Source organism: Aeoliella sp., assembly GCF_965227375.1.
Lineage (GTDB): Bacteria > Planctomycetota > Planctomycetia > Pirellulales > Lacipirellulaceae > Aeoliella.
The window spans coordinates 1,390,045-1,414,757 of the sequence record NZ_CBDDFX010000002.1; the positions used below are offsets into that span (position 1 = coordinate 1,390,045).

Consider the following 24,713-nt stretch of genomic DNA (forward strand, 5'->3'; position numbering starts at 1 on the left):
TTTCGTCGAGTTTTTTTTCGACCCCCAACGGAAGAGCCACATTATCACACTTTCCGTACATTTACTGGAGCAACGATCTAACCATGACCACTGAAACCCCGCAGACTACCCCACCCCGCAGCAATTCGCTCCGCCTCGGCGAGCTTGTCGAGCGAGTCGCCCGGTCGATCCCCGAGGCTCAGTCGCTGATCGACGCCTACCACGTGGCGGCCACCGCCACCGAGGCCGAGATCGAGGGCCAGCACGCGGCCGAGCGATCGCTTGTCGAGGGAGCTGGCAAGGCCTCGATCGCGACGCTCCGCAAGCGCGGCGCCGAGCTGGTCGATCGACGGGCCGAGCTTGTCGAGTCGCTTCTCGGCCAGTTGTGGGCTCGCCACGAGCTTGCCAAGCAACTGGTGCCGTTGTTCGCCGAGCACGGCAACGATTCGGCTGCGACCTACCAGCAGATCCGCGAGGCGGCGATTCAAGACTTCCGCGACCGCGGGATCGACGTCTACGCGGTCGCCGGCGGCTGGCACAACAGTGAAGCGGCCAACCAGCGATTGATGCGGCTCGTCGACGAGCGGGTCGAGTGCTTGCAGGCCTTCGCCGCCGCCAACCGCGCTGCCGCGGCGCTGGCCGAAGTTCGAGCCCTGGCCAAGCACTTGCCGCCGAAGTCGGCGGCCCGGATCAAGTGGCCAACGTACAGCGGCGAAAATCGCCACCTCGCCGAAGTGTGCGGCCTGATGGGGTCGGCCATATGACCTCGATCGCCGACGTAACGATCGCACCCGCCGACGCCGAACAAGCCGAGCGGCTGCAACAAGTGCTCGACTTGGCACCGCACTGGGACCAAACCGAGGCAATCCGATACATCCGAACCGGCCACGGCCGCGAGAAACTGGAGGCACAAGTGACTACCGAACAACTGCAACAAAATGCCCGGGGCATGATGGTCGATCGCATCACCAAGCAACTTGGCTTTGGCAACACCGCATTGCTACCGGGCCACCTGGCGATCATCGGCCGATTAGCCGAAGTGGCAAAGCGCCGCGTCGGCGCGAGGCCGCTGCTGGGACTCGATAACCGCGAGATCGATGCGGCGATCGAGCTAGTAAACCAGTTGCCAGAGACGCCAGAGATACGCGATTGGCTCGCGTGGACCAAGAACCGAAACGCGGAATTGTAGACCGCACCATCCACCTTTTACAGGAAACATAGCTATGAAGTTGAACTTCAACAACGAGGGCTTTTCAGCCCTCGGCAAAAAGAACCCCAAGCCGGCCCCCAAAGCACCCGAGATCACGGACGAGCAGTTTGCGGAAATGTGCCGCCAACGTCGCCTCAATCAAGAGCGGCGACGACGTGCAGCACGATCGCGACCTGGCAAGCTAACCCGACTCACCCGCCTGATTCGGCGCGTTTAGTTTTCATCGGCGGCGAGCCGGCCGGTAGTACCTGAGGTCGGTCGGCTCGAACGATCTGATCGTCCGCCAGCCGCGCGAAAGCATGCCGCCGCTTTGTGATCCTTCAGGCGGCTGCCGGTAGCGCGGCTTAGTATCACAACACTCAAACATTCTAGAGGCAATTTCATGGCACTTTCGCACACAGAACGAGCAGGCGAACGGCAACGCGGCAACGGGTCGGCGCGTCGGGTCTATACGATCACCGGGACCGAGGGCGAGAGCGAAACGGACGTTTATACGTATCTGCTCAACACCGCGGCCGACTCGATCTCGGGACTCGTGATCGCCGACGCGTCTTGCGACGAGATCGCAAACGTCGGCGATACCGTCTATTACGTGGGCGAGGTTTCTTACGGTCTGCATCAACTCCCAATCCCCGCGCAGGCGGTTGATGAAGTGCGAGTAAGCGCGCGGGGTTCTGCTACCACGGTCAACATCAAGCACAGTCAATCAACGCGACCCTATCCGGCACCATGGTGGGTTGGAGATGGCGAGACGCCGGGCACGCCAACAGACTTCAAAGGTAAAGTTGGCGTGGACGAAGACAACAACGTGGCGGGGGTCGATATCTACGTTCCTCAAAACGTGCTAAGCGTTTCCAACGTACTGCCGGCAGCCACGATAACACCAGCCTATCAGTACGCGTGCGAGCAGCTCGTCGGCAAGATCAATTCGGAGGTGTACCGCTCGCGTGCGATTGGCACTTTGCTCTGTAATTCGGTGTCGTTCGCGCAGCGCGACGTTGATAATTTTGCGATTGACGCAGAGTTTATGTTTTCTGCCAACCGAACGGGCCTGACGATTGGCGATGTAACCGGCATCGACAAAGGGGGATGGGAGTACATCTGGGCTTACAATAGGAGCCTTCTCATAGATGGCCGCATTTTGCCGGCAGTTGCCCAGGTGAACGTCGAAACGATTTACGAGTCGGCCGACTTCGAAAGCGTGTTGGGCTTCTAGCGTGCGACGCCAGGCAATGAGCACCGATGAACCAAGGCGAACCACACTACCTGCCGACGCCCGAGGAGATCGCCACGGCGTGCGCGGAGATCCAGGCCGGGGTGAAGTGGAGCGGCAACGCCGGATCGTCGGCGAAGGCGACAAGCCGCCGCGGGTCGAGATCCCGGTGGTCGACGCCGAGGCGATCGGCTGGGAACTGCCGGCGTAGATCTTTGACAACTTGAACCCAGGGCGTCGGCCCGACCCGCGCGGGACAGAGCGTCAGCGGCCGCCGCGCGGTCACCGCAGAATTTGGCTCATGTTGATAACAAGCGGAAACCAGCGAGTCCATCGCAGGGATTCTACGACATCTGATGGCTTTGGTGGAATGATCGGTCGATCGATGTCTGCCATCATCGAGTGCAAGGCATACGTGCCTGGAGCATCTATTTGCATGAGCTCGCCGGGGCCGATGCCGGGATCAGCGTATTTAATAACTGGAGTTCGAATGAGTGTGGTTTGGCCATCTACTGAATACAAGAGGGGCGTTAGGCCAGACTTGACTAAAGTCTTGCTCGCGAGTGCAGGTCGCGCGGATTTCTTTATAAGTTCGCCCCTCTCTTTCCATCGCTAGCTTCTTATCAAGGTCAGTGATGTGCACCTTGATATTGGAAATCGGGTATCGTCCGGAAACGCAAAGGCGGGCTTCGATTTCTCCCGTTCGTTTGGCCCTGGCAAAATGAAGATAGAAAAACCCATCACCGCCAGTTTCGTAGTTAATAAGCTCTCGCTGCAGTTCGCCATTCTTCTTAAGCAGGGCGTTATTCTCCTGATGAAGCGCGTTGGTGGACTTCAGCTGATCAATTTGCGAGGCCTGAGCGTCGAGCAAATCGTCCTGCTTGTCATTTAGTTCGTCCTGTTTTACTCGAAAAGCACTCTGCGATGCCTCCAGCTTGTCTTCCGCCACACCCGCCAGGTATGGCTGCACCACTGCGCTACCCAAGCCCGCAAGTGAAGCGACTGCAAGAGCGATATTCTTCACCTTCTTGGCAAATCGTTCGCGATTGGGTTCATTCGTGTGGTCCTGCCAGATGCTGAACCCAAAACCTACGACGGCGGCTAGCGCAGCGATCCACGGAAAGTGCGTCCCCACAAATGGGGCTATCAAATCAAACATTTCAGAGTGTTCTCCTTCCAACCAATTCATTCGCTGCGGACCAACAGATATTGGAGACCCGAAACGGTGGATTTTCCAGTCGAACCGCCCCAGGTGTCGGTAAACGACACCCCGCCAATGGGGTGGAACTGGAGTTGACGCCAGCGGCGGGCGTGGCACAATAACGGGTGCTAAACCCCGTCGACCGCGGCACCCCCGCGGACGGCAACCGAGGAGTACTAAACTTGCTGAATTCTGTACTAAAAACAGAGCGCGGCCGCGCTCAGGTTTGGGGTACCCGTAAGGGCCCCGGGCGGCTTAGTACCCGCCTAGCAAAGCCTGTGCGCGGTCGCGCTTTCTTTTATGGATCCGGCGCTCTGCCGGTCCAAGGAAGGATTAGCCGAAGATGGCTACTGCAATCGCTTCTAAGACACTCGTAACTTCGGAGCACGTCGCCCAGGTGAAACGCTTGGATGGCACGAGAACGCCGCGCAAGCAGATCGCGGCGGACGTTGGGCTCTCTCTCAAGACCGTCGGTCGCATCCTCAGCGGCGAGAACATGGTCGGAAAGATCAGCAGCGTACCGACCCGCCGCGGTAAGACCTACTGCGAAGTGTGCCACCAGTGGCACAATGGCGACCGTTGCAAGCGTTGCGAGCGCGACCGGAAGCTCGGCGCGAAAGCTCGTCGGCGCTACCGGCTCGACAAGCATCTATCGAGCGAAGAGCGCGCAGCATCCTCGCCGCAGCAACGGCAGCTCGAACGCGAGCTACCCGAAGCGGTGAAGCTCCCGCCGATAACGAAGTGGGACAACATCGAGCCGGTGCATCCGCACGATCTGGTCGACCATATCGCGATGATCGTCAATTGCGACGAGGTTCGCGAGCTGGACGACTTCGATCAACGTTGGACGTTGTCGGAAGGCGGTGAGCTATGAAGCCATCCGATCAGTACGCCCGCCAGATTGAAAACCAGCCGCCGAAGTCGAACGTAACGCCGCCGACTTATCTGCCGACGCCCGAGGAGATCGCAGAGCGATGCGCTGAGTTCCGACGGTTGAGACCGCGCAAGTCGATGCGACCGCGGTACTCGTTCCCTGTACTCTCTCAATTGTAACTTCCCACCGCCCGCCGTCGTTCATCGCGGCGGCGGGCTCTTATTGCCAAAGTGGCAGCCACCAGACGCCTCAGAATCGACGCAAACGACCGAATCCGATACCAAGTACCTTGGAGATAGCCATGCACGAGACGATCAAAGTTCACGTTGTGAAGTATCCCGACCGCACCAACCTGGTGATGCGGTACAAGTGCCCGCTAACCGGCAAGCACGTTCAACGCACCACGGGCACCAGCAAGCAACGGGAGGCCGAGAAGAAGGCCGCGAAGTGGGAAGCCGAGTTGCAAGAGGGGCGGTATCAGCAATCGAGCCGCATGTCGTGGGAGCGCTTCCGCTGGCACTGGGAACAGGCAAAGCGAGGTGCTCAGCGACCGTCGACCGTCACGAACTACGCCGCAACGTTCAATGCATTCGAGAACCTTTGCCGCCCTCAGCGACTGGCCGATCTGACGACCGCAAAAGTGTCGGCGTTCGCCGCCGAGCTGCGACGATCGCAGAAGCTGACCGAGGCCAGCATCGCACGCCACCTGCGCCACCTGAAGGCGATCGCACGCTGGGCGCACAATCAGGATATGCTACCGAAGGTGCCCAAGTTTGACATGCCACGGAAGTCGAGCGCCCAACGCATGAAGGGCCGACCGATCACCACCGAGGAATTCGAGCGAATGCTCGCGGCCACCGAGGGCGTGGTCGGCAAAGAGGCCGCCGAGTCGTGGCGATTCCTTTTGCGCGGTCTGTGGGCCACTGGTTTGCGTCTCAGCGAGGCCATGGCGTTGCGGTGGGATCATCAGGCCGGCGGCGTATCCGTCGCCCTGGACGGCAAGCAGAGCGTCCTGGCGTTCGACGCCGAGTCGCAGAAGTCGGGCAAGGTCCAGCACGTACCACTAGCACCCGAAGCGGTGGAGCTCCTCGAGCCACACCAGCGGCCGGCCGGGTACGTGTTCAACCCGCAGCGCAAGAATGGCGAACCGCTCGCGCGGCACGTGCTGAAGATAGGCAAGACAATCAGTCGCATCGGCAAGGCCGCCGGCGTGGTCACGGATCCCGCCAAGGGCAAGACAGCAACCGCGCACGATCTTCGCCGCGCGTTCGGTTCGCGATGGTCGAAGCTGGTCATGCCGGCCACGTTGAAAGAGCTGATGCGACACGAGAGCATCGAAACGACGATGACCTACTACGTGCAACAGAATGCGAAAATGACCGCCAGCGAGCTATGGGCTGCGCGAGGTACCATTTCAGGTACCACCGATCCAACCAGGGAGAAGCGACCACAGAAAAGGTCGGCAAAATAAGCACGCCCGACAGGATTCGAACCTGTGACCTGCGGATTAGAAGTCCGCTGCTCTATCCGACTAAGCTACGGGCGCGTGGTTGCAAGTGGTAAGCACTTGTACCACAAGCATCATACGTCAAAAACTGACGACCTTCCATAGACCAGTTGTAGTAAGGTGAAGTTCGGTTTCTTGTCCAATTTGAATTTGCACAGGCCGCGCAGGCGAAACTCGTTTCCGCCCCTGGGTTGGTCGTTTCGTGCTGGAGGTCCGGTGCGGAAGTTACTAAACTGCGGGGGCCTAAACTCAATCCATCGCTGCGAACGAAGGGGAGAACCATGGATCTGAAGCAGGAATTGGAAGCTTTCGACGACGCCTACAACGAGGCTTTCAATCGCGGGGACACCGCAGGTTGTGCGGCGTTCTTCACTGAGGATGTCGTGCTGCTGCCGCCTGGCCAGCCGATGATCCGTGGCAGGGCGGCATTCGAAGCGCTGTACGCATCGCGAATGGAGCAATCCACCGGTGGCACGCATACCAACCAGCTGATCGAGTACGATGCGGAGGGGGACCTGGCCTATCAGATAGGCACGTATGCCATCGAAGGCGCGGACCCGCCTGAGCAAGGCAAGTTCGTCAACGTCTTGCGGCGCCAAGCGGACGGCGCATGGAAGGTCTCGGTGTCGATTTTTAACTCCGATCTGCCGTAGCGAAGAACGACTCCGCGTGGCATGCGCTAGTCGCACAGTTCGGCGTACTCCACGCATCTCCCCATCGGCGATTCGGCCATCCCATCGGCATACACCAGTATTGACGTAGTCTTGGGCGTTTGCCGCGGCGGCTTCGTGGCTACTTGTGAGGCCGAGTGCCACTCGTAAGTTCCGTCGTCATACCAGAAGTGATCGCCGAGGTCTTCCGGTTCACCACTATTTGCCAAGGAGACACCGCACCGCCGCGCCAAGCGGCCGCAAAACTCGGCCACCGCTGCAATTACCTCATAACGTTTCTCCTGGTTGCTGCTAGCTTCGTTTACGTAGCAGTAGTAACCCAACAGTTCGTATTGGTCGCTAATCGTGATGAGTTGCCGGGCCACGATTCGTTGGCGGTTGTCGCGGACGAAGATCACGTGCTTGTTGGCGTCCGTGGCGTTCGCCAGCACCGCCAATTGGTTTGCACTCCCGAGGCTCAGGCAGGTGCCGAAGTAGGTTCCCATCAGAAAGATCTCCATCGGATCCGAGGCGACTTCGATGCGGAGCGATCTTCCCCCTGCATTCACTGCCGAGGCACTACCTGCGAGCCAGTCGTCGACGTTCATTCCGCGTGCACGCGCCTGCTGGAGCCACTTTCGGTTCAACGCCAGGTGTCGTTTGTAGTTGCTGCCGTGGTGCTGGTGCGCTTGCAATAGTTGCTGGAGGAGTTGTCGCTCGGGCGTGGTCATGCTGCGTTGCCAATCTGCGAACTCCATCACGCGGCGCGTCGACGCGGTTGTGAGGAGCCGCCCCAATGGTTCGACCAGTGCTGTTCGCGTTCCCTGACGAACGGCTCTCTGAAATGCATCCAAGGCGACGTGTGCGAAAGCGTCTTGCGCCGCCCGCAGCGATTTTGAGAGGTGCCGCCGCGACGGGGTCGGACCTTCGCCGCTGAGATGTCGCAACCGCGCAATCTGCGGAGGCGTTGCCACTCCTTCAGCTTCCAAGTTGCGCAGATAGTTTTGCTCCCGCTGTCGTAGGCGCTTGGCGTCCAGCAGTCGGCGCGCTTTGCCAGGCAGCTTCGCCGGTCGGCCCATCGCTAGTTGGATGTTGGAGATCCGTTGAGTCCAGCTCTGCACGTCGCACGACTCCAAGCCTCGCGGCGTCCCGACCAACTGGATCCACTGCCTAATCTCCTCACGCACGTCGGCAAAGGACAGTCCAGGCAGCAGGTTATCGAACAATGAGGTCGACACAACTCTACTTAGCCGAGGTGTGCGTACCGCGGTGGGAAGCGCGGCGAACCAATCCACAACCGCACGCAGTACCTGAAAACTTTCGAGCGTGTCCGATTTTGTCAGCATGTATCTCAAGTCGGATTGGGGGAGGTCGATACCAAGTCTCTTCATTTGTCTTGCGAGGTGGCGTGCACCACTGGCGCGTAACTTCATTGGGGAGAGTTGGCTTTGCAACTCGCAGCGGATGGCCCATTCGATGTCTTCGACCCGTTGCGACATGCAGAGTTGTTCCCTGACAAACTGCATGCTGTCGATCGGTGGCTCCGCCATCTCATCCATCACTTGCAGCAGTCGGTCGTATCCTGGTTGCTTGCACTGCTGCAGCAGCTCTTCGATGGACCTCGTCATGGTGGCGCTGTGGTTTTCCTCGATCCAGTAGCGTACCAGTTGCTGCGGCACAGGCGCGGTAGCGTTGTCGGTGGTCACCAGCGTGGCGAGTGCCGCGGCCATGCGGTGCCGGCCACCGTCGTTGCACTCGCGGATCGCTTGCTTGCAGTGCGAAATCTGTTGCTCCAGCCGCTGCTGGAGTGACTGCCCCTTGAGCTTCGCCGACACTCCCGCTCGCGCCACCACACGCGGCGGCAATTCGGCGATCCAATGCTCGATCTCGCTTTGGATGCTCCGCGCACGCTCAAGCGGCGCCCGTTGGTGCCAGACGTGCAGCTTTGCCAGCGTTGCCCGCAGCATGCGACGCGATTCCACCTCGGGGCTCTCGTCGAGCAGTAGCTTTGCCGCACCGCAGAAGCGACTCGTCGCTTTTCCACCTGCGGTCCAAAACACCAGGCGCGCCAGCCAATCCAGACGCAGCAGCGAGTCGCCAGATGCCAGTTCATGGTCGACGATGCGGGCCAGTTGCACTTCTTGCCGGTTGTCGAGCAACCATGGCGATTGTTCGGCCGGCGCGTCCGTGGCCGCCCACCGCTTCCACTCGTAGAGCTGACGCAGGCGGCTCTGGAGCGTAGCGATCTCGCGCACTTCGGCGCGGTAGCGGTCGCTGCGGCGTTGTTTGTGCGGCCCGGCTTCGAGCAGGCGACTCCATTTGGTCAGCGCATGGCTTGCACTAGCCAGTTGCGCATCGGTAAGCTCATCGACCGCTTCTCGCGAGATTCCCAGATCAGCGGGTGTGATGAGGTGCGACTTGCTCTGGTCCAAGTGTGACAGATAGCGCAGCATCTGCTCCGCGTTGGGATTGCCACGCACCAGCAGCAGCCGGCCATCCGCAGCGGCATAGACTCGCGCATGCAGCGTGCGCGCAATGGAACGCTGGCGTGCCAGGAATGAACCTGGATATTTTCGATTCTTGAGAGGTTGCATGGTACTGCCTTGTTTCATCGCGTACAGCGACCGCAGTCGGCGAACCGTTGGTCCGCTGAATTCGGCGCGCACTGGTATCACGGCTGGCGACGACCTGAAGTTAGGTCGCCACGATCAAAGGACCGTGAAGGCTCTTGAGAGCCTGAGCGATGAAACGAGCATGGCATTACCTCTACAAACTTGGGCGGACAGGAGTGCCCGCAGTGAGTGTGGCGGAAGGACACACCGAGCGCGGGAGCGGTTCGCAGAGAATCTTGCGCGGCAGTTGCGCAATGGCCCCTAGGGATGCTACGCCAGAAGCTCAGAAACCACCTGCGCCGGTTTCACGCTGGTGAGTTTCTGTTGGAGGCCTTGGAATTCGACGGCCAGGCGGCTGTGTTCGAGGCCCAGTAGGAGTAGCACCGTGGCGTGGAGGTCGCGGAGTTGCACCGGGTTTTCGGCGGGGCGGTACCGCAGCTCGAGAAACTACCTAACTACTGACTATGAAACTCCATGGGAGCAACAAGTATTCTCCGATACGAGCGGCAGGCCGATTGTCAGCGTGTGAGCCGCTCGATCAACTCATGGTGCTGGGGAAACTGTTTGAGCAGCTCGTCCCGCGGCGGCATTTCGAAGTCCTCGAAGTCGAAGCCCGGCGCCACGGTGCAACCGACGAGGCTGTACCCGTCATCCGTCGCGACGCGTGCGCCGAACCAGCTACCTGCTGGCACCACGCCCATGGGAAGCTCGCCGGAGGTCACGTCGCGGCCGAGGTTCAACTGTTCGGCCGCGCCGTCTGGGTGAATCACCTCCACCACCAGCGGCGTGCCATCGTAGAAGTGCCAAATCTCGTCCTGGCGGATGCGGTGAAGCGCGGAGAAGTCGCCCGGCCCTAATAAGTAGTAGATTGAAGTGGCGAAAGACCGCTCGCCGGTGAATCGCTCGGGAAGCGCTGTGTGGGGAATCGATTCACTGGCGCGGTACACTTCGCGGAACCAACCCCCTTCGGGGTGCGGCTGTAGGTCGAGCTCTTCGATCCATTGTTCTTGTGTTCGTGGCATGGCAACCATTGCGGTTTGAGTAAGACAGCGTGCTATCGTCGACGAGATGTCACGGTTGTAAGGGAGGTTCACGCGGTTTGCAATTCTTACCAACCCGCAGGCTCCGCCCTCTTTATCCCGGGCGGAGCGTTTTCTCTGAATGTACGGGCGTGGCGCCGGTGAAGTTTGCCAGATCGCTACAAACCGAGCGATTTGGCCACAGTGAACAGCGCTCGCCCAACAAGATTCCTTTTTTTCTGTTAGCAGTTCCAACTCTGGCATTATGTTTGCTTTAACGTGAAGCGTCGCACAAAGTGCTTGCACCCACGGATCGGGTGACACGAGCGACACTCACGCGGTGTGCCGAGCAGTTCTATGGTCCGCTCGGCCTGACTTCACGGAGGAAGCCATACATGGACGGCGCTCTCGTTCTGGCCGGAGCATCGGCATTGCTTTCAGGACTCGGTGTACTCGAGTCGCATTTGCATAATCGCCTGTTGCGAAAGATCCCCTATCGCATTCACGTTAACGGCACTCGCGGCAAGAGTAGCGTTACGCGTCTGATCGCAGCTGGCCTGCGTGCAGGTGGCATCGCCACTTGTGCGAAGACCACGGGCACGGTGCCTCGGATGATCTTCCCCGATGGCAGCGAGTACCCTGTCTACCGACCTTCGCGGTCGAACATCATCGAACAACTGCGCGTGGTGCGCGCTGCAGCGGCTTGCCAGGCGCAAGCGCTGGTGATCGAGTGCATGGCGCTCAATCCCCAACTGCAGAGCGTCTGCGAAATGAAAATCGTCAAGAGCACGCACGGGGTGGTTACCAACGCCCGGGCCGACCACCTCGACGTGATGGGGCCCACCGAGGTGGACGTCGCCCGGGCGATGGCGGGTACCATGCCGGTGCGTGGTAAATTCTACACCGCCGAACAGGATCACCTGGGCGTGTTCGAAATGGCCGCTCGCGATCGTGGCAGCGAGGTGAACGCGATCGGCGACGAGCAAGTCGCCGGGATCAGTTGGAGCGACCTCTCGGGCTTCGCCCACATCGAACACCCCGACAACGTGGCCCTCGCCTTGAAGGTGTGCCAGGACCTGGGCGTGCCGCGGCAAACGGCTCTAGAAGGCATGTGGAACGCCGCTCCGGATGCTGGCGTGTTGCAAATGTACTCGGTTCGCGAACATGAGAAGGAGATCGCTTTCGTCAACGGTTTCGCGGCCAACGATCCCGAATCGACGGGACAAAACTGGAACATGGTCGTTGGCAGGTTCACCGCGTTCGATCAGCGCGTCGCGTTGTTCAACTGCCGGGCCGATCGCACCGACCGCTCCATCCAACTGGCCGACGCTTGTCTCAAGTGGCAACCGGCCGATCGTTATGTTCTCGTTGGCTCGGCGACCGACGTGTTCGCCCGCCGCGCCCTGGCCAACGGCATGAACCCCTCGCAGTTGCTGAGCGCCGAACGGCTTCCAGCCGAGAACGTCATTCAGAACATCGAACAGCAGGCCAACCGCAGCGCCATGGTCATGGGCATGGGCAACATTGCTGGACCGGGCATGCAGATCATCGACTACTTCCGTTCCCGCGGCATCCAAACCCGCCGCTCCACCCCCGACTACGCGGAGGCCGCTTAAATGGACCCCCTTACTGTTGCCATCGGACTTGGTCTGGTGGTTAGCCTGCTGTTTACCGAGGCGTTCGGCCTGGCCGCCGGCGGCATGATCGTGCCGGGCTACTTCGCTTTGAACTTTCATCGGCCGATGGATATCGTGCTTACGCTGATGGTGTCCTTGATTACCTACCTGATCGTTCATCAGGTGTCGAAATCCGCCATTATCTACGGTCGTCGTCGCATCGTGCTCATGCTCCTGACTGGGTTCGTGATTGGCCATGTGGTGCGAACGTTGATCTCCATGCCGGCGATGGGCATGACCAGTTCGGCCACGGCCGACACGGCCATCGCGGTGATTGGATACATCGTGCCCGGTCTGATCGCCTTGTGGTTCGATCGCCAGGGACTGTTTGAAACACTTGGTACCGTGCTGACTGCTTCGGCGGTGGTTCGGCTTGCTTTGGTTGTGATTGGCATGGAGGTGCTGGTATGAAACGCGTTTACTGGCGACCTCAGAAGATCTCCAAAGCCGCTTTGTTCGCCATTGGACTGGTGGCCGTCGGCGGTACGCTCGCCCTCGAGCACTTTCCCGTCACGAAGCACCATGGCGACGTGCAAACCAAAATCGTCGCTGCCGAACTGGCCGACCGCGGCATGAAAGCCATTCGCCAGGCACGCTTGGAGCGCGGGTACGACATCGACCACCGCTTCGATCCCGCCAAGTCGGGCATGATTGGCGACGCGATGACGCCGGTTACTAGCTTGCCGGGGCATCTCGAAGCGAAACAAACCAGCGTGAATCCGAACTTTGCTGCAGTTGCGGTGGAACTGCTGCAGCAAGCGGGGGTGAGCGAGGGCGACCTGGTGGCAGTGGGCTGCACCGGGTCGTTCCCCGCTCTTAATCTCGCATTGTTCACCGCCATCGACGCGATCGGAGCCGAGCCGATCGTGATCCACTCGGCCGCGTCGTCGCAGTTCGGCGCCAACCTGCCCGACATGCTGTGGCTCGACATGGAACGTGTGTTGTACGAGCAAGGCATCATCTCCTTCCGCACTTCGGCGGCTACTCTGGGCGGCTTCGGCGACCGTGCTCGCGGTATGTCCGACCAGTCGCAATCGCTGCTCACCGCATCGATCGAGCGCAGCAGCGTCAAGCAACTCATGCCCGAGACACTGAACGACTCGATCGCGCTGCGGATGAGTCACTACCAATCCGCCGCAGCGGGCCGACCGATCGCCGCCTACGTGAATGTCGGTGGCGGCGCCGCTTCCATCCACGGCGCCGATGGCCGCACGGCGTTCGGCAGTGGTCTCTCGCAGGACGCCCCGGCCGACGCCGAAGCGGTCGACTGCGTCGCGACGCGATTCGCACTCGAGGGCGTTCCGACCATCAACTTGGCCGGCGCGGTGCCGCTGGCCAAGTCGTACGGCCTGCCCATCGCCCCGCAGGAGCTTCCCACGGTAGGCGATGGCGGAGTATTCACCAGCACCCGCCCGAGCCGCTTGCTCGCCGGTGTGCTGCTGGTCGTGGTGCTTGCGATGGTTCGCATCTACGTTTGGACCGACCTCTGGGCCCGGCTCCGCACCAAATTCTCCGACCTCAGCACCGGTGGCAGCGATGGCGGACTGCGAGTTCACTCCGCCCCGCAAGGTGCGGAGCTGATGGTGTAGCGGTTTCACTCCGCCTTCACATTACTTAGTGCCGAGTCAATCTGTTTCTTCAACTGGTAGACCAACAGTTTGTTAAAACGCCTGATTTGTTCTTCCTGTGAGAGTTCTTCGTCTTCTGACCAGTCGATGTTGGCCGCGGTGAACTCGGCCAACATGTATGCCTGCAGTCGTTGTTCGTCCTCTGGAGTTGCGTCCTCACAAGGTTTGCCAATGATATCTTCCAACCCAGGTGGAGGAACATCGCTATTGTAGACGACGCGTCCATCGGGGCCGATCACGATATGCGTGGGGTAGCTACTTACTCCGTAAGCATTGGCCACTTGGGAGTTGTACTGCATCGTCCCGGCGTCGATTGCTTGCAGGTAATCCCAGCCTTGGTCGGATGCGAATTGCTCAATTGCCTCGGTCGTTTGCTCCGTGTCTGCCTCGGCGGTGTGGATAGCTATGAACGTGACGGGCTGGCCGTCGTAGAGTTGTTGGACTTCTTTGAGTGCAGGTGTCATATCACGACTTGAGCGGCTCCGAAGCCGCCAGAACTCCAGTACAACAACGTTGCCGCGAAATTCCTCGAGTGAATGTTCGCCGCCGTCCAGCCAATGGAGATTCTCCAGCGGTGGGGCAACGGTACCTGCTTTCACGCTGGGCTTAGGCTCCAACGCGCCCACGATCTTCTCCGTTTCCGCGTCATAATAGGTCTGCCCCACAGGGTACTCCGGCTGGAAGAAGTTCTCAGGCAACTCAACAGGCGACTCGACCATGGTGCACTCCCACGTCTTGCGATCGTGCACCGAGTACTTCGTAGGAGCTTCTTTGTCAGTCGAGTAGTCAGCGCCGTAGGTCTCGACTACTGTCACGGTGGGAAAGTAACCACTGCTTGTTAAGCGGCGAATCTTGCTGGCGACAACGGTCCCTTTGGGGGTGGTGGCCGCTTGCTTCTCGCGGTCCATGCCTTCGAATCCATACCACCACTTGAGTTCGGTCACCACACCGCCTCGCGACAGGTCGAGCCTGGCGCGATAGAAATCGAATGCCTGGAAGGTGATCGTCTCTCCCTGTTCATTCGTTTTGCTCGACTGGTAATCGTATGGCACCAGGGCATCGAGCACGACCAATCGACGGTCTCCCACAGTTTCTTCGCGCACCACGATGAACTCTTGCTCTGGGGCTTTGAAGAATTCCTCGATGGGATGTCTAGCCTGGCAGGGATACTGCTCGGTGAATGCATACGGCGGTAGCATCATCACGCTGAAATCACGATAATGGCCCTTCCGTAATTGCACTGGTTTGGGCGATCCATCCGCCCAAAGCCCGCCCCAGACTTGGCCTGCAGGATCGAGTTGGTTCGAGTACGTGAAAATGTGCATCTTGGTGAAGTCCGTCACCAGGCTCTTCGGCGTCAATGCGGATTTGGGGAATCTCCAATACTCGCCACGCTCGCCATACGGCATACGGACTTGATACTCGGGACCGCGGGCAAAGATCTCTACCACATTTTCAACTCGGTCGTTGTCTTGTAACGCCCTGTTGGTCTCGAGTTTGTCCTTCAGGGTGGCGATGAACATCGGCACCGTATAGCCGATCGTCTTGAGCTGTGGACTTACATCGTTGAGGTCGACCTCGCCGGACTCTAACTTCTCGATCAACTGCCCGACCGCCTCCGCTTCCTGGCGGTGGTTCTCCCGAAATGCTTCGGTCCATTCGGTCGTGATGGTCGCTTGTAGGTGCAGGCTGCGAAGTTTCTCAAGGTTCTCGCGGTGAGTCGCCAGTGCCTGTTCTGCCGTGATCGGCTCCGCGTGGCACGGAGCCCCAACCAAGATACCACCAACTGCTGTAAAGCAACTCACGAGAACCAGCGCTGTCCACCGCATCGCACGCTCCTTCGGATGGTGTTTTATTACCAGGGCACACGCAGCCCTCGAGAATCCAACGTATCCAGTTGCGAGCTTGGTGGTCAAGCTTGATTGCAGTGCATGCTGCCGCGCACTCTTGCACCAACCAGTAGCGCACCACCACCAAGCACAAAGAGAACGACACTCGTCGGCTCCGGCACGGCGCTCAGGGTAAATCGACCGTTATCGATCAACACGCGACCCTCGCCCATGGGAGGATTCTCCATCGATCCGCTCCCCACTGGCAGGGAGACGCTGCCGTTGACGAACACTTCGACGGTCCACTCCCCGGCCGGCAGCACTCCCCCTTGTTGGATCGTGGTGTCGAACGCCTGCTGCCGAAAGTCGCTAAATAAGGTATCGCTGTTGTCATAGATGCTGAACAAGTACGTGGGCTGCAACACTCCTTGCTCTTGGAGTGCCACGTCGGCGGTCCACGACCACCGCAACGGCTCATTGGTTTCAAGCGTGACCGACACCTGTCCGATCGTGCTGGTGGTGCTCGACAGGAATGGGTCGGTCACACTCACTCTCGTAAACAGATTGAAGTCGTCGACGGTAAAACCCTCGATGGCATTACCAAAGGCCGGTGTGGCTCCACCTGGGGTGAGGTACGTCGATGTGTGTATGGCCTCGGTATGCCCGGAGTAGAGTCCTGGCGGGTTGCTGCCGCGGACCTGGATGACTCGGATCTCCTGCAGGGTGTCGCTCGGATCGCTGGCTTCGTCCTGCCCCTGGTCTCGAAAGTCGACTGTCACCACGTTGTTGACGATCGCTCGTCCGACCTGGCCATAAGAGACCCGGCGAAAGTCGTCCACCAAGGTGGCCGTGGCCGCCCAGGTGGTTGGAGCAGCCAGCAGCAGAGATATTGCAGCGAGAGGGAGTATCTTCATAGGCTGGTTCTTCGGGGCATGAATGAAATCGCGGAGGGCAAGATGCACCGATGTGACGGTGCGTTGCCTCCACGCAGGACGTCCAACAACTGGCCGACGCGAGCGGTGCCGGCAGGGATGTAAAGTCTAGTTGTGGAGTGCCTGCATTAGACGCGCGGCTCTGTACCGCTACGAACAACGGTAGTGCGATTTAACTCATGACGGATGGATACTTCGCCATCAGCGAGAGCACCTCGTCGATCTGTCCAGGCTTTTCGAATCCGATGGTCATGGCGTCCATGAAGTCGTGTTGCTGGGCATAGCGGATGCAAGCTTCTCGCTCGTCTGCGAGTTGTCCTTCGCCAAGTATCTTCATGCCCAGAATCGACTTGCCGGAAGCTTTGGCCTTGCGAAGAACAGGAATCACCTCCTCAGGCGAAGCGTCCATCTTCACGCCGCGGGGGTTGATCCTCGCCAGGATCACATCGACCCAAGGCGACTCGGCAGCAGCCTTCAGCGCTCCAAAGTCGTGGCACGATACACCAACGGCTTTTACGCGACCGAGTCGCTTTTGCTCGTCCAGCACTTCCATGTAGGGCTTCATCTGGTCGCCCCAGTCCGATCGCATCAGGCAATGCAGCAGCACGATGTCCAGGTAGTCGGTCGTCAGCTCGTGCCGGAACCGCTCGATCGCGGAGCGGGTGACCTGTGCGCGATGTTCTACAGCGGTCTTGTCCTCGGGCCCATCGAAGCGCCACCAAAGCTTGGTGAGAATCGCGACTTTCTCTCGCGGGATCGTGCGGAGCGCCTCGCGGAAGTAGACGTGGGTGCCGTAAAGGTCTGCCAAGTCGAAGAACGTAATGCCGCGGGAGTAGGCATGATGAAACAAGTCGACAAGCTTGGAGAATCCGAGCCGCGTCTGATCCGATTGTCGCTGTCCTCCGTGTACGCCAGTGCCCTGCCCCAGTCGTGAGAGCGTGACGCCCGTATCGCCAAGTTTGACCTTGGGCGGAGGGGGCACCTGCACAGCGGCTTCTTGCGGCGGCTTCTCTTGGGGTGTCGCTTCCTTCGCGCTAACCGCGCCTGTGGCCGCTGCGGTAGCAGCCAAGCCGCCCAAGAATCGCCTGCGATCAAACTCGGCCATAGCAATCTCCCTTCTGAAAAACGTAGTCGTACTATACCAAAGTCACGGGAAGCACTCAAATTTGGGCCAGCAAGCGCCAACTAGTGGCAGTGGTAAGTGTCAGGGGGACGTGGTCTTGTGCACGGGCGGCACTCTTGATCGCTCCTCGATCCGAAATCCATCGATTTTGCGCAACACCCGCAGCCACATTCGAAGTTGTCGGTATTCTGAATTGGGCGCGGCGACTTTTGGGTCGCTCGGTGCGACGAGGTCCTTCGCCCGTTTGGTTCGTAGGCGGTATGCATGATGGCTCGAGTGATTCGATCGGTTGCATTCTTGTTGCTGGGCTGTCTTCTGTGGCAGGTGGATGCTCGCGCGGTCGATATCCCCATCGCCGGGCAGAGTGTTCCTCAGTTGAGCCTCATCGACCAGGCGGTCCTCGACGTGATGGAGGACGCGGACGTTGGCGCCGGGGTGGTGGCCGTGATGCGGCACGGCACGCCCATTTACCATCGCGCTTTCGGTTGGCAGGACGAGGCCCGCGACGAGCCGCTGCCCATCAACACGGTGATGCGTCTGGCGAGTGTCACCAAGCCGCTCACTGCTGCTGCGGTGCGGAGTCTCGAGAGTCCGCGGGTGTTCAGTCTCAATCAACAGGTGTTCGACACCACCGGCGCTGGCAGAGGCATCCTGCCGCATCAGCCGTTTGGCAACGATGTCGACACGCGGCTGAACTCTATCACGCCGCTTCATATGCTGCGCCACCAAGGTGGTTGGGATCGCGACATCGCCGGCGACCACACTTACCGCGAGCGGCAGATTGCCAGCGAAATGGGCATCGCCAGCCCGCCGGGTCGCGACGCCACGTTGGAGTGGATCCTCGGCCAGCCGCTGCAGTTCACGCCGGGCACCGATAGTGCCTACTCGAACATCGGTTACATGACGCTCGGCATGATTAGCGAACAAATCACTGGGCAGGCGCACCTCGACGTGATCCGCGAGCGGGTGCTCGCGCCGATCGGTGTGGAGCCGACGTTGGTGGTCGAAGGCCGCACGTTTGCCGAGGACCATGATCCTCGCGAGCCGTACTACGACAACAACGGTTCGACAACCTTCAATGTCTACTGGCCGCAACAGGGCTCGTTCTTCGTACCAAGGCCGTACGGCGGCTTCGACGTCGATGCTCGCATCGGCCAAGGCAGTGTGGTCGCCAGTCCGCTGGCGATCCTCGAGTTTCTCGATCACTACCAGGTGGCAGGCAACAACATCGGTGGCCCGCGTCCCGGTCCTGGCAATTGGCGGTGGACTCATTCGGGCGGTTACTCCGGTACCAGCACGTACGCCACGCAGCGCGGCGACGGCATTAATTTCGTGATCCTGTTCAACAAGCAAAGCACCGCCGGCGCGCTGAACTCGGCGCTCAACACCATTTTCGACACCGGCCAAATCTCCCAGTGGCCCACGACCGATGTAACGCTCCCACCGGTGCCCTTGCCGGGTGACTTCAATCTCGACAACGTCGTGAACATGGCCGATTACGTCTTCTGGCGAAACAATCTGGGAGCCTACGTCGACCCTTGGACCTCGGCAGACGTAACCGGCGACGGAATCGTCACCCGTTACGACTACGAAGTCTGGAAGGAAAACTTCGGCGATCGCATCCGCCGCGGCTCCGGAGCAGTAGCGATCCCCGAACCCACCGCGGCGATGTTGTTGGTTCCTCTAGTCGCTGCACTCTTGTGCCGCGCCCGCGAGTCGTAGATCTCTCCCCGCGAGCCGGCTCGTCTCCGAGCCCGGAGTCCATTCGGGAGCCAGATCCAATCCGGGGCCGGGGACGGCCCGGTTCGCTGCGGGGGGGGTTGGGCCAATAATCGATTCATGGGCCCAAAACCCCATAGGTTTTGGACCACCCGTGTTTCAAAAACCCCTTGTTTTAAAGTGTTATATGGACGGCCGGTGGGGCAAAACCCATTACGTTGTTCCCCGCATGTTCAGCAGTTGGCCCAAAACCCTCGGGGGTGGACCAAAACTCCCAGTCTCCCGGCGAGCCGGAAGCGTCAGCGCCCGGAGCAATCTCCCACAGCACACTCCGCAGCCCCAAGCCACAACGAGGCCTTATTCCATTCTCCCAGAGTGGCGTCCAATAACTACCACCGGCGGCGAAGAACTTGGAAAGTCATACCAGTGCCAATCCGGGATGAATCCCACCAGCGTTCCGCGCTATAATATTCACCACCCAGTTCGCGCCGCGGGGTTCTTATCTGGGGGGTGCCGTTTTCCGTCGAAGGGAGTGATTGCATGTCGAGTCGAGTTGCAACTTCGTGCCTGACTGCAGTCTGTGCGGTGATGTTACTTGGAGGCACCGTGGCTGCGGCGAGTGAGCTCGAAGCGGACGCTCTGTTCGACACCAGCCGGCTGTTGGAGGTCGAGATCACCCTGCCCGAGGAGGACTGGGACGTGCTGCGGCGGCAGACGCGGGCTGGCGGTGGATTCGGAGCGATGTTCGGCTCAGACCCGGCAACCAAGCCGTTCGATTACTTCAAGGGCGACATCACGATCGACGGCGTCACGATCAAGTCGGTCGGCATCCGCAAGAAGGGCTTCTTCGGCTCGATCGACGAGACGCGACCCTCGCTGAAGATCAAGTTCGACGAGTACATCGAGCAGCACCCCGTGGCGGGGCTCACTCGGCTGACGCTCAACAACAACAAACAGGACGTGTCGTTGCTGAGCCAGATGCTGGCCTACCGCGTGTTCAACGACGCCGGCGTGCACGCGCCGCGTTGCAGTTTGGCGCGGGTGAAGGTAAACGGGCAGGACTTGGGCGTCTACTCGAACGTGGAGTCCGTGAAGAAGCCATTTCTTAAGAACCGCTTCGGCGACGACACTGGCGCGCTGTTCGAGGGAACGATAGTCGACTTCCACCCCGGTACGGTCGAAAAGCTGGAGGCGAAGACCGACGACGCGGACCGCGCCGATGCGCAGCGGCTAGCGGAGTTGCTGGCCGACGAGGGCGAGCTGCCGATGGAAGAATTGGAAAGGCTGGTCGACATCGACCAATTCCTCCGGTTCTGGGCGGTAGAGAGCCTACTGGGTTTCTGGGACGGCTACACGCAGGACCAGAACAACTTCTTCGTGTACGACAACCCGGCCGATGGCAGGTTCCACTTTATCCCGTGGGGCGCCGACGTCTGCTTTACGACCGGCGGCGGGCCCCTCGCGCGGATGGGCGGCGGGCGGCACTCCGAGGCGATTTACGGTGCGGCCATGCTGCCCAATCGCCTGTACCACTCCGCAGGCATTCCCGAGCGTTACAAGCAGGCCATGCTCAAGGTGCTCGACGAGGCGTGGGACGAGGAGCAGTTGCTGGCCGAGGTCGACCGCGTTCAGGCGTTGGTCGACGGCAAACTGCACAAGGATCAACTGGCCGCCGAGCAGTCTGGCGGCTTTGGGCTAGAGCCCATCACCACCGACCGGGTCAGAAAGTTTATCACCGGGCGCCGCGCCGTCGTTCTGGCGGAACTCGATGAGTGGCCCGTCGAGGTTGCCGCGAAGCCGCGCGTCCCCATGCATACGGTGGTGGTCGGCGCGGCGAGCGGATCGTTCACCGCGCAGTGGTCGGACGACGCCCGCAACGCCCACCGCAGCGACCAACTGAAGCTCGCGCTGACGCTCAATGGCGAAGAGGTCAAGCTCGAACAGGCGACCGTCGTCGCCCAGCCAATGCCGATGCCCGGCTTCGGTCCACCCGGCGGAGGACCAGGCGGCGCTGAGCGCAAGCCGCCCGCGGCGATCGAGGTCCGCGGCACGCGCCCGAGCGACGACCAGCAACTGACGCTGACCCTGATGATCGACCGCGACGCCCTCGCGGCCGGCGGCGAGAACCCGCTGCGGGTAGGCGGCTCGTTGCGAGAGGGACCCGGCCGGTTTGGCTTCCCAGGTCAAATGCTAACCGGCACGCTGCAACTCACCAGCGGCGGAACCAACGAGGGCGACGAGATCTCCGGCGCGTTCGACATGAAGGTCGTCGAGATGCGGGGCGGCATGTTCGACCAGATGCGCGGCGGGGCGCGGTAGGCGGCGGTAGGAATGCCCGTGCGGCGGTCGGGCTTTCCGAATTCTGCTGTGGTGAGCGGCAACGACTGCACTTTGGAAGTACCGCAACTGAAAGAGGTTGTGACAACCGCCCGCAGATAGGTCACCCCGCTAAGTCTCGGCGGTGATGTCCCCCGCCGTCAGATTGGGCGAAAATCGAACCTGCCTAGAAGAGTCACCCCTTTTTACTCACGGCCAGCAGCCATCTGAGTCGTTTTCCTCTTCTTCATGCTCCTTTCGGCGTGACAACTACCCAGCAAATTCGGCCTCGTCTAACAGACTGAGTTGCCTAGTGACATAGCGTCGTTCTGGCAAGCAGTTTAGACTGCATTTTTACCTTCAGCACGAATAAGCCGTAGCGAGTACATGACACTGCCACGAACCTTCCTAGTCCTCGTTGCGACGGTCGTATCTTTCGACGCTTTGGCGGCTGATTTTTTGCCTTTGGGGTCAACATTCCAGGAACTTGGCGGGCTGTCCTTGTCGCGAAATGGAGAGTACGTGATTGGGACACAAGTTTCGGAACGCCAATCGGAATGCGCAATCTTCGCTGATTGTGCGACCGCCACTAATGCTGTTAGGTGGAGCCGCAAGGATGGCCTCGAACCCCTTCTCGATTTTGACAGAGCTACAGCGATTTCAAACAATGGAGAAGTTGCGGTCGGTCGCCGGAGGTCAACCGACGGCTTTGGACCTTTTCTTTGGAACGTCTCCACCGGCATCATTGACCTAGGAGAACTTAGAGAGACCCCCGACCTCGGGTACGCGACTGATGTCAGTGCCGATGGCCGCATAGTAGTTGGTGGCGTTGGAGAATCGTTGTTTGCGACGTCCTACGGAGGAAATCCAGAGGCATTCGTATGGTCGGCGGAGTCCGGAGTTGTCGGACTAGGCGACCTTGACGGTGGAAGCGAACGTAGCTTTGCCACCGCAGTATCTGCTGATGGCTCGGTTGTGGTTGGCGAGGCTACGTCAGCCGGGAGTACCGGTGGCGAAGCCTTCGTTTGGACAATCGACGAAGGAATGATTGGCCTTGGGGAGCACACGCGGCTGGCGCAATCGACAGCGACTGATGTGTCGTCGGATGGCTTGGTTGTCGTCGGGTTCGGCTGGGGAGCGATTGGTCCACTTCGTAGTCCCAGCGGATTCCGGTACCGAAGTGATGGCAACGCAACCGATCACCTTTGCTTTACCCCTCTCGCCACAGACGCAACAGGGAAAACGATAGTTGGCACCTCAGGCGGCGTTGCAACTATCTGGTTCGAGTCTGGGCAAAGCCAAGTGCTGCAGGAGGTGCTAGCCAGCGATTACGGACTGGCCGAGCAATTGGAGGCGTGGACACTCGAGACAGCAGTCGATATCTCAGCTGATGGCAGAACTATCGTCGGATTCGGTACTAATCCATCGGGACAACTGGAGGCGTGGGGTGTGGTCATCCCTGAACCCAGTTCCGCAGTAATCGCGTTGATGTCCTGCGGAGTGCTATCCTCGGTATTTAGAACGAGGTCTTCCTGGCTACACCGCTGTAGATTTGGACGGGTCCCAAAGTGCGTCGGATGTGTCACTCCTCTGCACTTACCGAACCATGCTAGAATGCCGGCTTCGGCCTCCATCTTGGCCTTCTCCAACGAGCACGCAGACCATCGCAACTAGAAGTCATGAATGAAGAACCATCTTTCGAGCTAGCCGAAATCACTGCTTTCACAGGTTCTGCTTCATGGCGATTGAAAGGCAGGCACCTGAGGTTTCGGGGTAAACGCGGAGACGGTTCGTCACTCCCTCCTGTCCAACCCATTCCCGTTAGCAACGAACAGCTCAGGAGGTTTGAGAATAGTTTGCAGTTCCTAGACGTGTGGAGCTGGAAGCCTGAGTACGACCCAATCGAGTGCGGCTACGCTGTTTGCGACGGAATGTCATGGTCCTTTAATGCGAAGTTCGCTGAACGCAAGTGTGCTTCCAAAGGCACCAACGCGTATCCGTCACTCGCCGCCGTTGATGAGGTTACTCTTGAGGCTGAACGGTACGCTTTTCTCGTTTTTGCGTTTCGCTACTCTTTTGGCATTACCGAAGACAACCTTCCGGGAAGTCGGGACTGGGAATTTAAGGCATAGATTTCAGAGGCCGATTACATCCACAAGTTAGTCAGTAGAGCTGGCTGCACTACTGTAGACTTGGACGGGTCCCAAAGTGCGTCAGAGTGTCACTTCGAAGCACTTTGGCTGGACCGCCCAGCGTTAGGTGACTAAGTTGAGTTGAGCAGGCTTATACAGAAGGAATCTAACCAATTACGAGTTATGTGTTAATGGCGCAACGATGAGCTATGACTTATGCCTCTATCGACCTGAATTTCTTCGTCATGCCATTGAAAACAATCTAGGCGACTGGACAGACGCAGACCCAATATCGGAGGAAATGTCCGACTCGATTGTCGCTCACCTTCTACGTCAGCAATATTCCGAGCAACAATACCCGTGGCTAATTGGTCGTTGTTTCTCTCACCCTGATAGTGGCCTGCAAATTGAGGCACACCTTTATACAGGCAGCTTGGTGTTTAGCGTTTCTTATGGCCCCCGATCAAGCGAGGCCGTTCAGGTCGCTACCAATGAAGCACGGTCAGCCGCAAAACTGTTTGGCTTGGGCTTCGTTGATCCAGAAACAGGCGCCATCGTAACATAAACGCATAACAACGCGTTGCACCCGACCGACAAAACGCCTTGTCAAATGGTGCAATCCACCTGCGACGGGTGAACTTGCTCGTATCTGGCCTCGGCCACATCGTCCGAGGTATCGTCCGACAGCCCTCGAAACTCCCGCGGAGGTCATCACCTCATCGTTCCTCAGCATTCCCGAATCTGCTGAGGTGAACTGCACCGCTGTTCGTTGAGGTTGCGCAACCGACAGCGGTTGTGACAAGCGGCGCGGTTTGAATGAGAGATGGGTCAAGTCCTTCGATCGCGATTGAGGATCCTCTGACTCGCAACAGCGTTCACTATCATCGGGCCAAGAAACACAAGTATCGATAGGACACCCAGTCCGATACCCAGGTCCGTCATTGGGCCGAACGCTCCTTTGATGTTGCTTCCGATCAAACCACCGATTCCGCCACCGATAGCTGGTAAAACGAGCCAGCTGAGAATCGCCAGCAGGGGCATTTGCATCACGCCTCGGCGGCGGTACGTCGAGACGTTTTCGCCGGTGTCTTCC

At 59.6% G+C, this 24,713-nt stretch carries 24 protein-coding genes and 1 tRNA gene; 17 read left to right on the forward strand and 8 right to left on the reverse strand.

Annotation, left to right across the window (positions count from 1 at the left end):
• Positions 1–83: 83 nt before the first annotated feature.
• The 5 genes from ACQK2L_RS18665 to ACQK2L_RS18685 all read left to right on the forward strand — a co-directional run bounded on the left by ACQK2L_RS18665 (position 84) and on the right by ACQK2L_RS18685 (position 2,613).
• Entirely contained in the window at positions 84–743 is a 660-nt protein-coding gene (locus tag ACQK2L_RS18665; protein ID WP_425398552.1) for a hypothetical protein, read from the forward strand.
• On the forward strand, positions 740–1,168 hold the full coding sequence (locus ACQK2L_RS18670; protein ID WP_425398553.1) for a hypothetical protein: 429 nt from the start codon (positions 740–742) through the stop codon (positions 1,166–1,168). Before ACQK2L_RS18665 ends, ACQK2L_RS18670 begins: the two co-directional genes overlap by 4 nt.
• Positions 1,169–1,202: 34 nt before the next feature.
• Positions 1,203–1,406, forward strand: coding sequence for a hypothetical protein (locus ACQK2L_RS18675; protein WP_425398554.1), 204 nt, complete (start codon positions 1,203–1,205; stop codon positions 1,404–1,406).
• Positions 1,407–1,571: 165 nt separating this feature from the next.
• Positions 1,572–2,405 (forward strand): hypothetical protein, encoded by an 834-nt coding sequence (locus ACQK2L_RS18680; RefSeq protein ID WP_425398555.1) that lies wholly within the window; start codon positions 1,572–1,574, stop codon positions 2,403–2,405.
• Between the two features lie 16 nt (positions 2,406–2,421).
• Complete coding sequence (locus ACQK2L_RS18685; protein ID WP_425398556.1) at positions 2,422–2,613, forward strand: hypothetical protein; 192 nt, start codon at positions 2,422–2,424, stop codon at positions 2,611–2,613.
• Positions 2,614–2,874: 261 nt separating this feature from the next.
• Here the strand turns inward: ACQK2L_RS18685 and ACQK2L_RS18690 are convergent, their stop codons facing one another.
• A complete protein-coding gene (locus ACQK2L_RS18690) occupies positions 2,875–3,561 on the reverse strand; it encodes a hypothetical protein (protein ID WP_425398557.1) in 687 nt (228 codons plus the stop codon).
• 385 nt (positions 3,562–3,946) lie between these two features.
• On the opposite strand from ACQK2L_RS18690, the gene ACQK2L_RS18695 reads away from it, so the two are divergent.
• The 3 genes from ACQK2L_RS18695 to ACQK2L_RS18705 all read left to right on the forward strand — a co-directional run bounded on the left by ACQK2L_RS18695 (position 3,947) and on the right by ACQK2L_RS18705 (position 5,948).
• Positions 3,947–4,477, forward strand: coding sequence for a hypothetical protein (locus ACQK2L_RS18695; RefSeq protein WP_425398558.1), 531 nt, complete (start codon positions 3,947–3,949; stop codon positions 4,475–4,477).
• On the forward strand, positions 4,474–4,656 hold the full coding sequence (locus tag ACQK2L_RS18700) for a hypothetical protein (protein ID WP_425398559.1): 183 nt from the start codon (positions 4,474–4,476) through the stop codon (positions 4,654–4,656). Before ACQK2L_RS18695 ends, ACQK2L_RS18700 begins: the two co-directional genes overlap by 4 nt.
• A gap of 122 nt (positions 4,657–4,778) precedes the next feature.
• Entirely contained in the window at positions 4,779–5,948 is a 1,170-nt protein-coding gene (locus tag ACQK2L_RS18705) for a tyrosine-type recombinase/integrase (protein WP_425398560.1), read from the forward strand.
• A 1-nt stretch (position 5,949) separates the two neighbouring features.
• Here the strand turns inward: ACQK2L_RS18705 and ACQK2L_RS18710 are convergent.
• Positions 5,950–6,023: transfer RNA gene (locus tag ACQK2L_RS18710), tRNA-Arg, on the reverse strand.
• Positions 6,024–6,265: 242 nt separating this feature from the next.
• Between ACQK2L_RS18710 and ACQK2L_RS18715 the strand changes: the two genes are divergently transcribed.
• Positions 6,266–6,637 carry a YybH family protein gene (locus ACQK2L_RS18715; protein WP_425398561.1) on the forward strand — a complete coding sequence of 124 codons (372 nt, stop codon included), beginning with the start codon at positions 6,266–6,268 and terminating at the stop codon, positions 6,635–6,637.
• Positions 6,638–6,663: 26 nt separating this feature from the next.
• On the opposite strand, the gene ACQK2L_RS18720 is transcribed toward ACQK2L_RS18715, so the two are convergent.
• From ACQK2L_RS18720 to ACQK2L_RS18730, 3 genes are all read right to left on the reverse strand, one after another.
• Entirely contained in the window at positions 6,664–9,228 is a 2,565-nt protein-coding gene (locus ACQK2L_RS18720; protein WP_425398562.1) for a hypothetical protein, read from the reverse strand.
• Positions 9,229–9,516: 288 nt separating this feature from the next.
• On the reverse strand, positions 9,517–9,684 hold the full coding sequence (locus tag ACQK2L_RS18725) for a DUF1501 domain-containing protein (RefSeq protein ID WP_425401105.1): 168 nt from the start codon (positions 9,682–9,684) through the stop codon (positions 9,517–9,519).
• An 80-nt stretch (positions 9,685–9,764) separates the two neighbouring features.
• Entirely contained in the window at positions 9,765–10,268 is a 504-nt protein-coding gene (locus tag ACQK2L_RS18730; protein WP_425398563.1) for a cupin domain-containing protein, read from the reverse strand.
• A 392-nt stretch (positions 10,269–10,660) separates the two neighbouring features.
• On the opposite strand from ACQK2L_RS18730, the gene pgsB reads away from it, so the two are divergent.
• The 3 genes from pgsB to pgsW are packed head-to-tail and all read left to right on the forward strand — an operon-like array spanning position 10,661 to position 13,530.
• Positions 10,661–11,881: a poly-gamma-glutamate synthase PgsB gene (pgsB, locus tag ACQK2L_RS18735; RefSeq protein WP_425398564.1), complete on the forward strand. Its 1,221-nt coding sequence runs from the start codon at positions 10,661–10,663 to the stop codon at positions 11,879–11,881.
• Entirely contained in the window at positions 11,882–12,352 is a 471-nt protein-coding gene (gene pgsC, locus ACQK2L_RS18740; RefSeq protein ID WP_425398565.1) for a poly-gamma-glutamate biosynthesis protein PgsC, read from the forward strand. It abuts the gene before it with no gap.
• A complete protein-coding gene (pgsW, locus tag ACQK2L_RS18745) occupies positions 12,349–13,530 on the forward strand; it encodes a poly-gamma-glutamate system protein (RefSeq protein ID WP_425398566.1) in 1,182 nt (393 codons plus the stop codon). The genes pgsC and pgsW overlap by 4 nt, the downstream gene beginning before the upstream one ends.
• 5 nt (positions 13,531–13,535) lie before the next feature.
• Here the strand turns inward: pgsW and ACQK2L_RS18750 are convergent, their stop codons facing one another.
• The 3 genes from ACQK2L_RS18750 to ACQK2L_RS18760 all read right to left on the reverse strand — a co-directional run bounded on the left by ACQK2L_RS18750 (position 13,536) and on the right by ACQK2L_RS18760 (position 17,435).
• The gene (locus ACQK2L_RS18750; protein ID WP_425398567.1) at positions 13,536–15,398 is read right to left on the reverse strand and encodes a TlpA family protein disulfide reductase; all 1,863 of its coding nucleotides are present in this window, start codon (positions 15,396–15,398) and stop codon (positions 13,536–13,538) included.
• 83 nt (positions 15,399–15,481) lie between these two features.
• On the reverse strand, positions 15,482–16,312 hold the full coding sequence (locus ACQK2L_RS18755) for a PEP-CTERM sorting domain-containing protein (RefSeq protein ID WP_425398568.1): 831 nt from the start codon (positions 16,310–16,312) through the stop codon (positions 15,482–15,484).
• 190 nt (positions 16,313–16,502) lie between these two features.
• Positions 16,503–17,435 carry an aldo/keto reductase gene (locus tag ACQK2L_RS18760; RefSeq protein ID WP_425398569.1) on the reverse strand — a complete coding sequence of 311 codons (933 nt, stop codon included), beginning with the start codon at positions 17,433–17,435 and terminating at the stop codon, positions 16,503–16,505.
• A gap of 282 nt (positions 17,436–17,717) precedes the next feature.
• On the opposite strand from ACQK2L_RS18760, the gene ACQK2L_RS18765 reads away from it, so the two are divergent.
• The 5 genes from ACQK2L_RS18765 (at position 17,718) to ACQK2L_RS18785 (ending at position 24,185) form a co-directional block, all read left to right on the forward strand.
• On the forward strand, positions 17,718–19,175 hold the full coding sequence (locus tag ACQK2L_RS18765; protein WP_425398570.1) for a serine hydrolase: 1,458 nt from the start codon (positions 17,718–17,720) through the stop codon (positions 19,173–19,175).
• 537 nt (positions 19,176–19,712) lie between these two features.
• Positions 19,713–21,491 carry a CotH kinase family protein gene (locus ACQK2L_RS18770; protein ID WP_425398571.1) on the forward strand — a complete coding sequence of 593 codons (1,779 nt, stop codon included), beginning with the start codon at positions 19,713–19,715 and terminating at the stop codon, positions 21,489–21,491.
• 384 nt (positions 21,492–21,875) lie between these two features.
• On the forward strand, positions 21,876–23,162 hold the full coding sequence (locus tag ACQK2L_RS18775) for a hypothetical protein (RefSeq protein WP_425398572.1): 1,287 nt from the start codon (positions 21,876–21,878) through the stop codon (positions 23,160–23,162).
• Positions 23,163–23,167: 5 nt separating this feature from the next.
• Positions 23,168–23,620, forward strand: coding sequence for a hypothetical protein (locus ACQK2L_RS18780; protein WP_425398573.1), 453 nt, complete (start codon positions 23,168–23,170; stop codon positions 23,618–23,620).
• A gap of 202 nt (positions 23,621–23,822) precedes the next feature.
• A complete protein-coding gene (locus ACQK2L_RS18785; RefSeq protein ID WP_425398574.1) occupies positions 23,823–24,185 on the forward strand; it encodes a hypothetical protein in 363 nt (120 codons plus the stop codon).
• Positions 24,186–24,713: the final 528 nt, after the last annotated feature.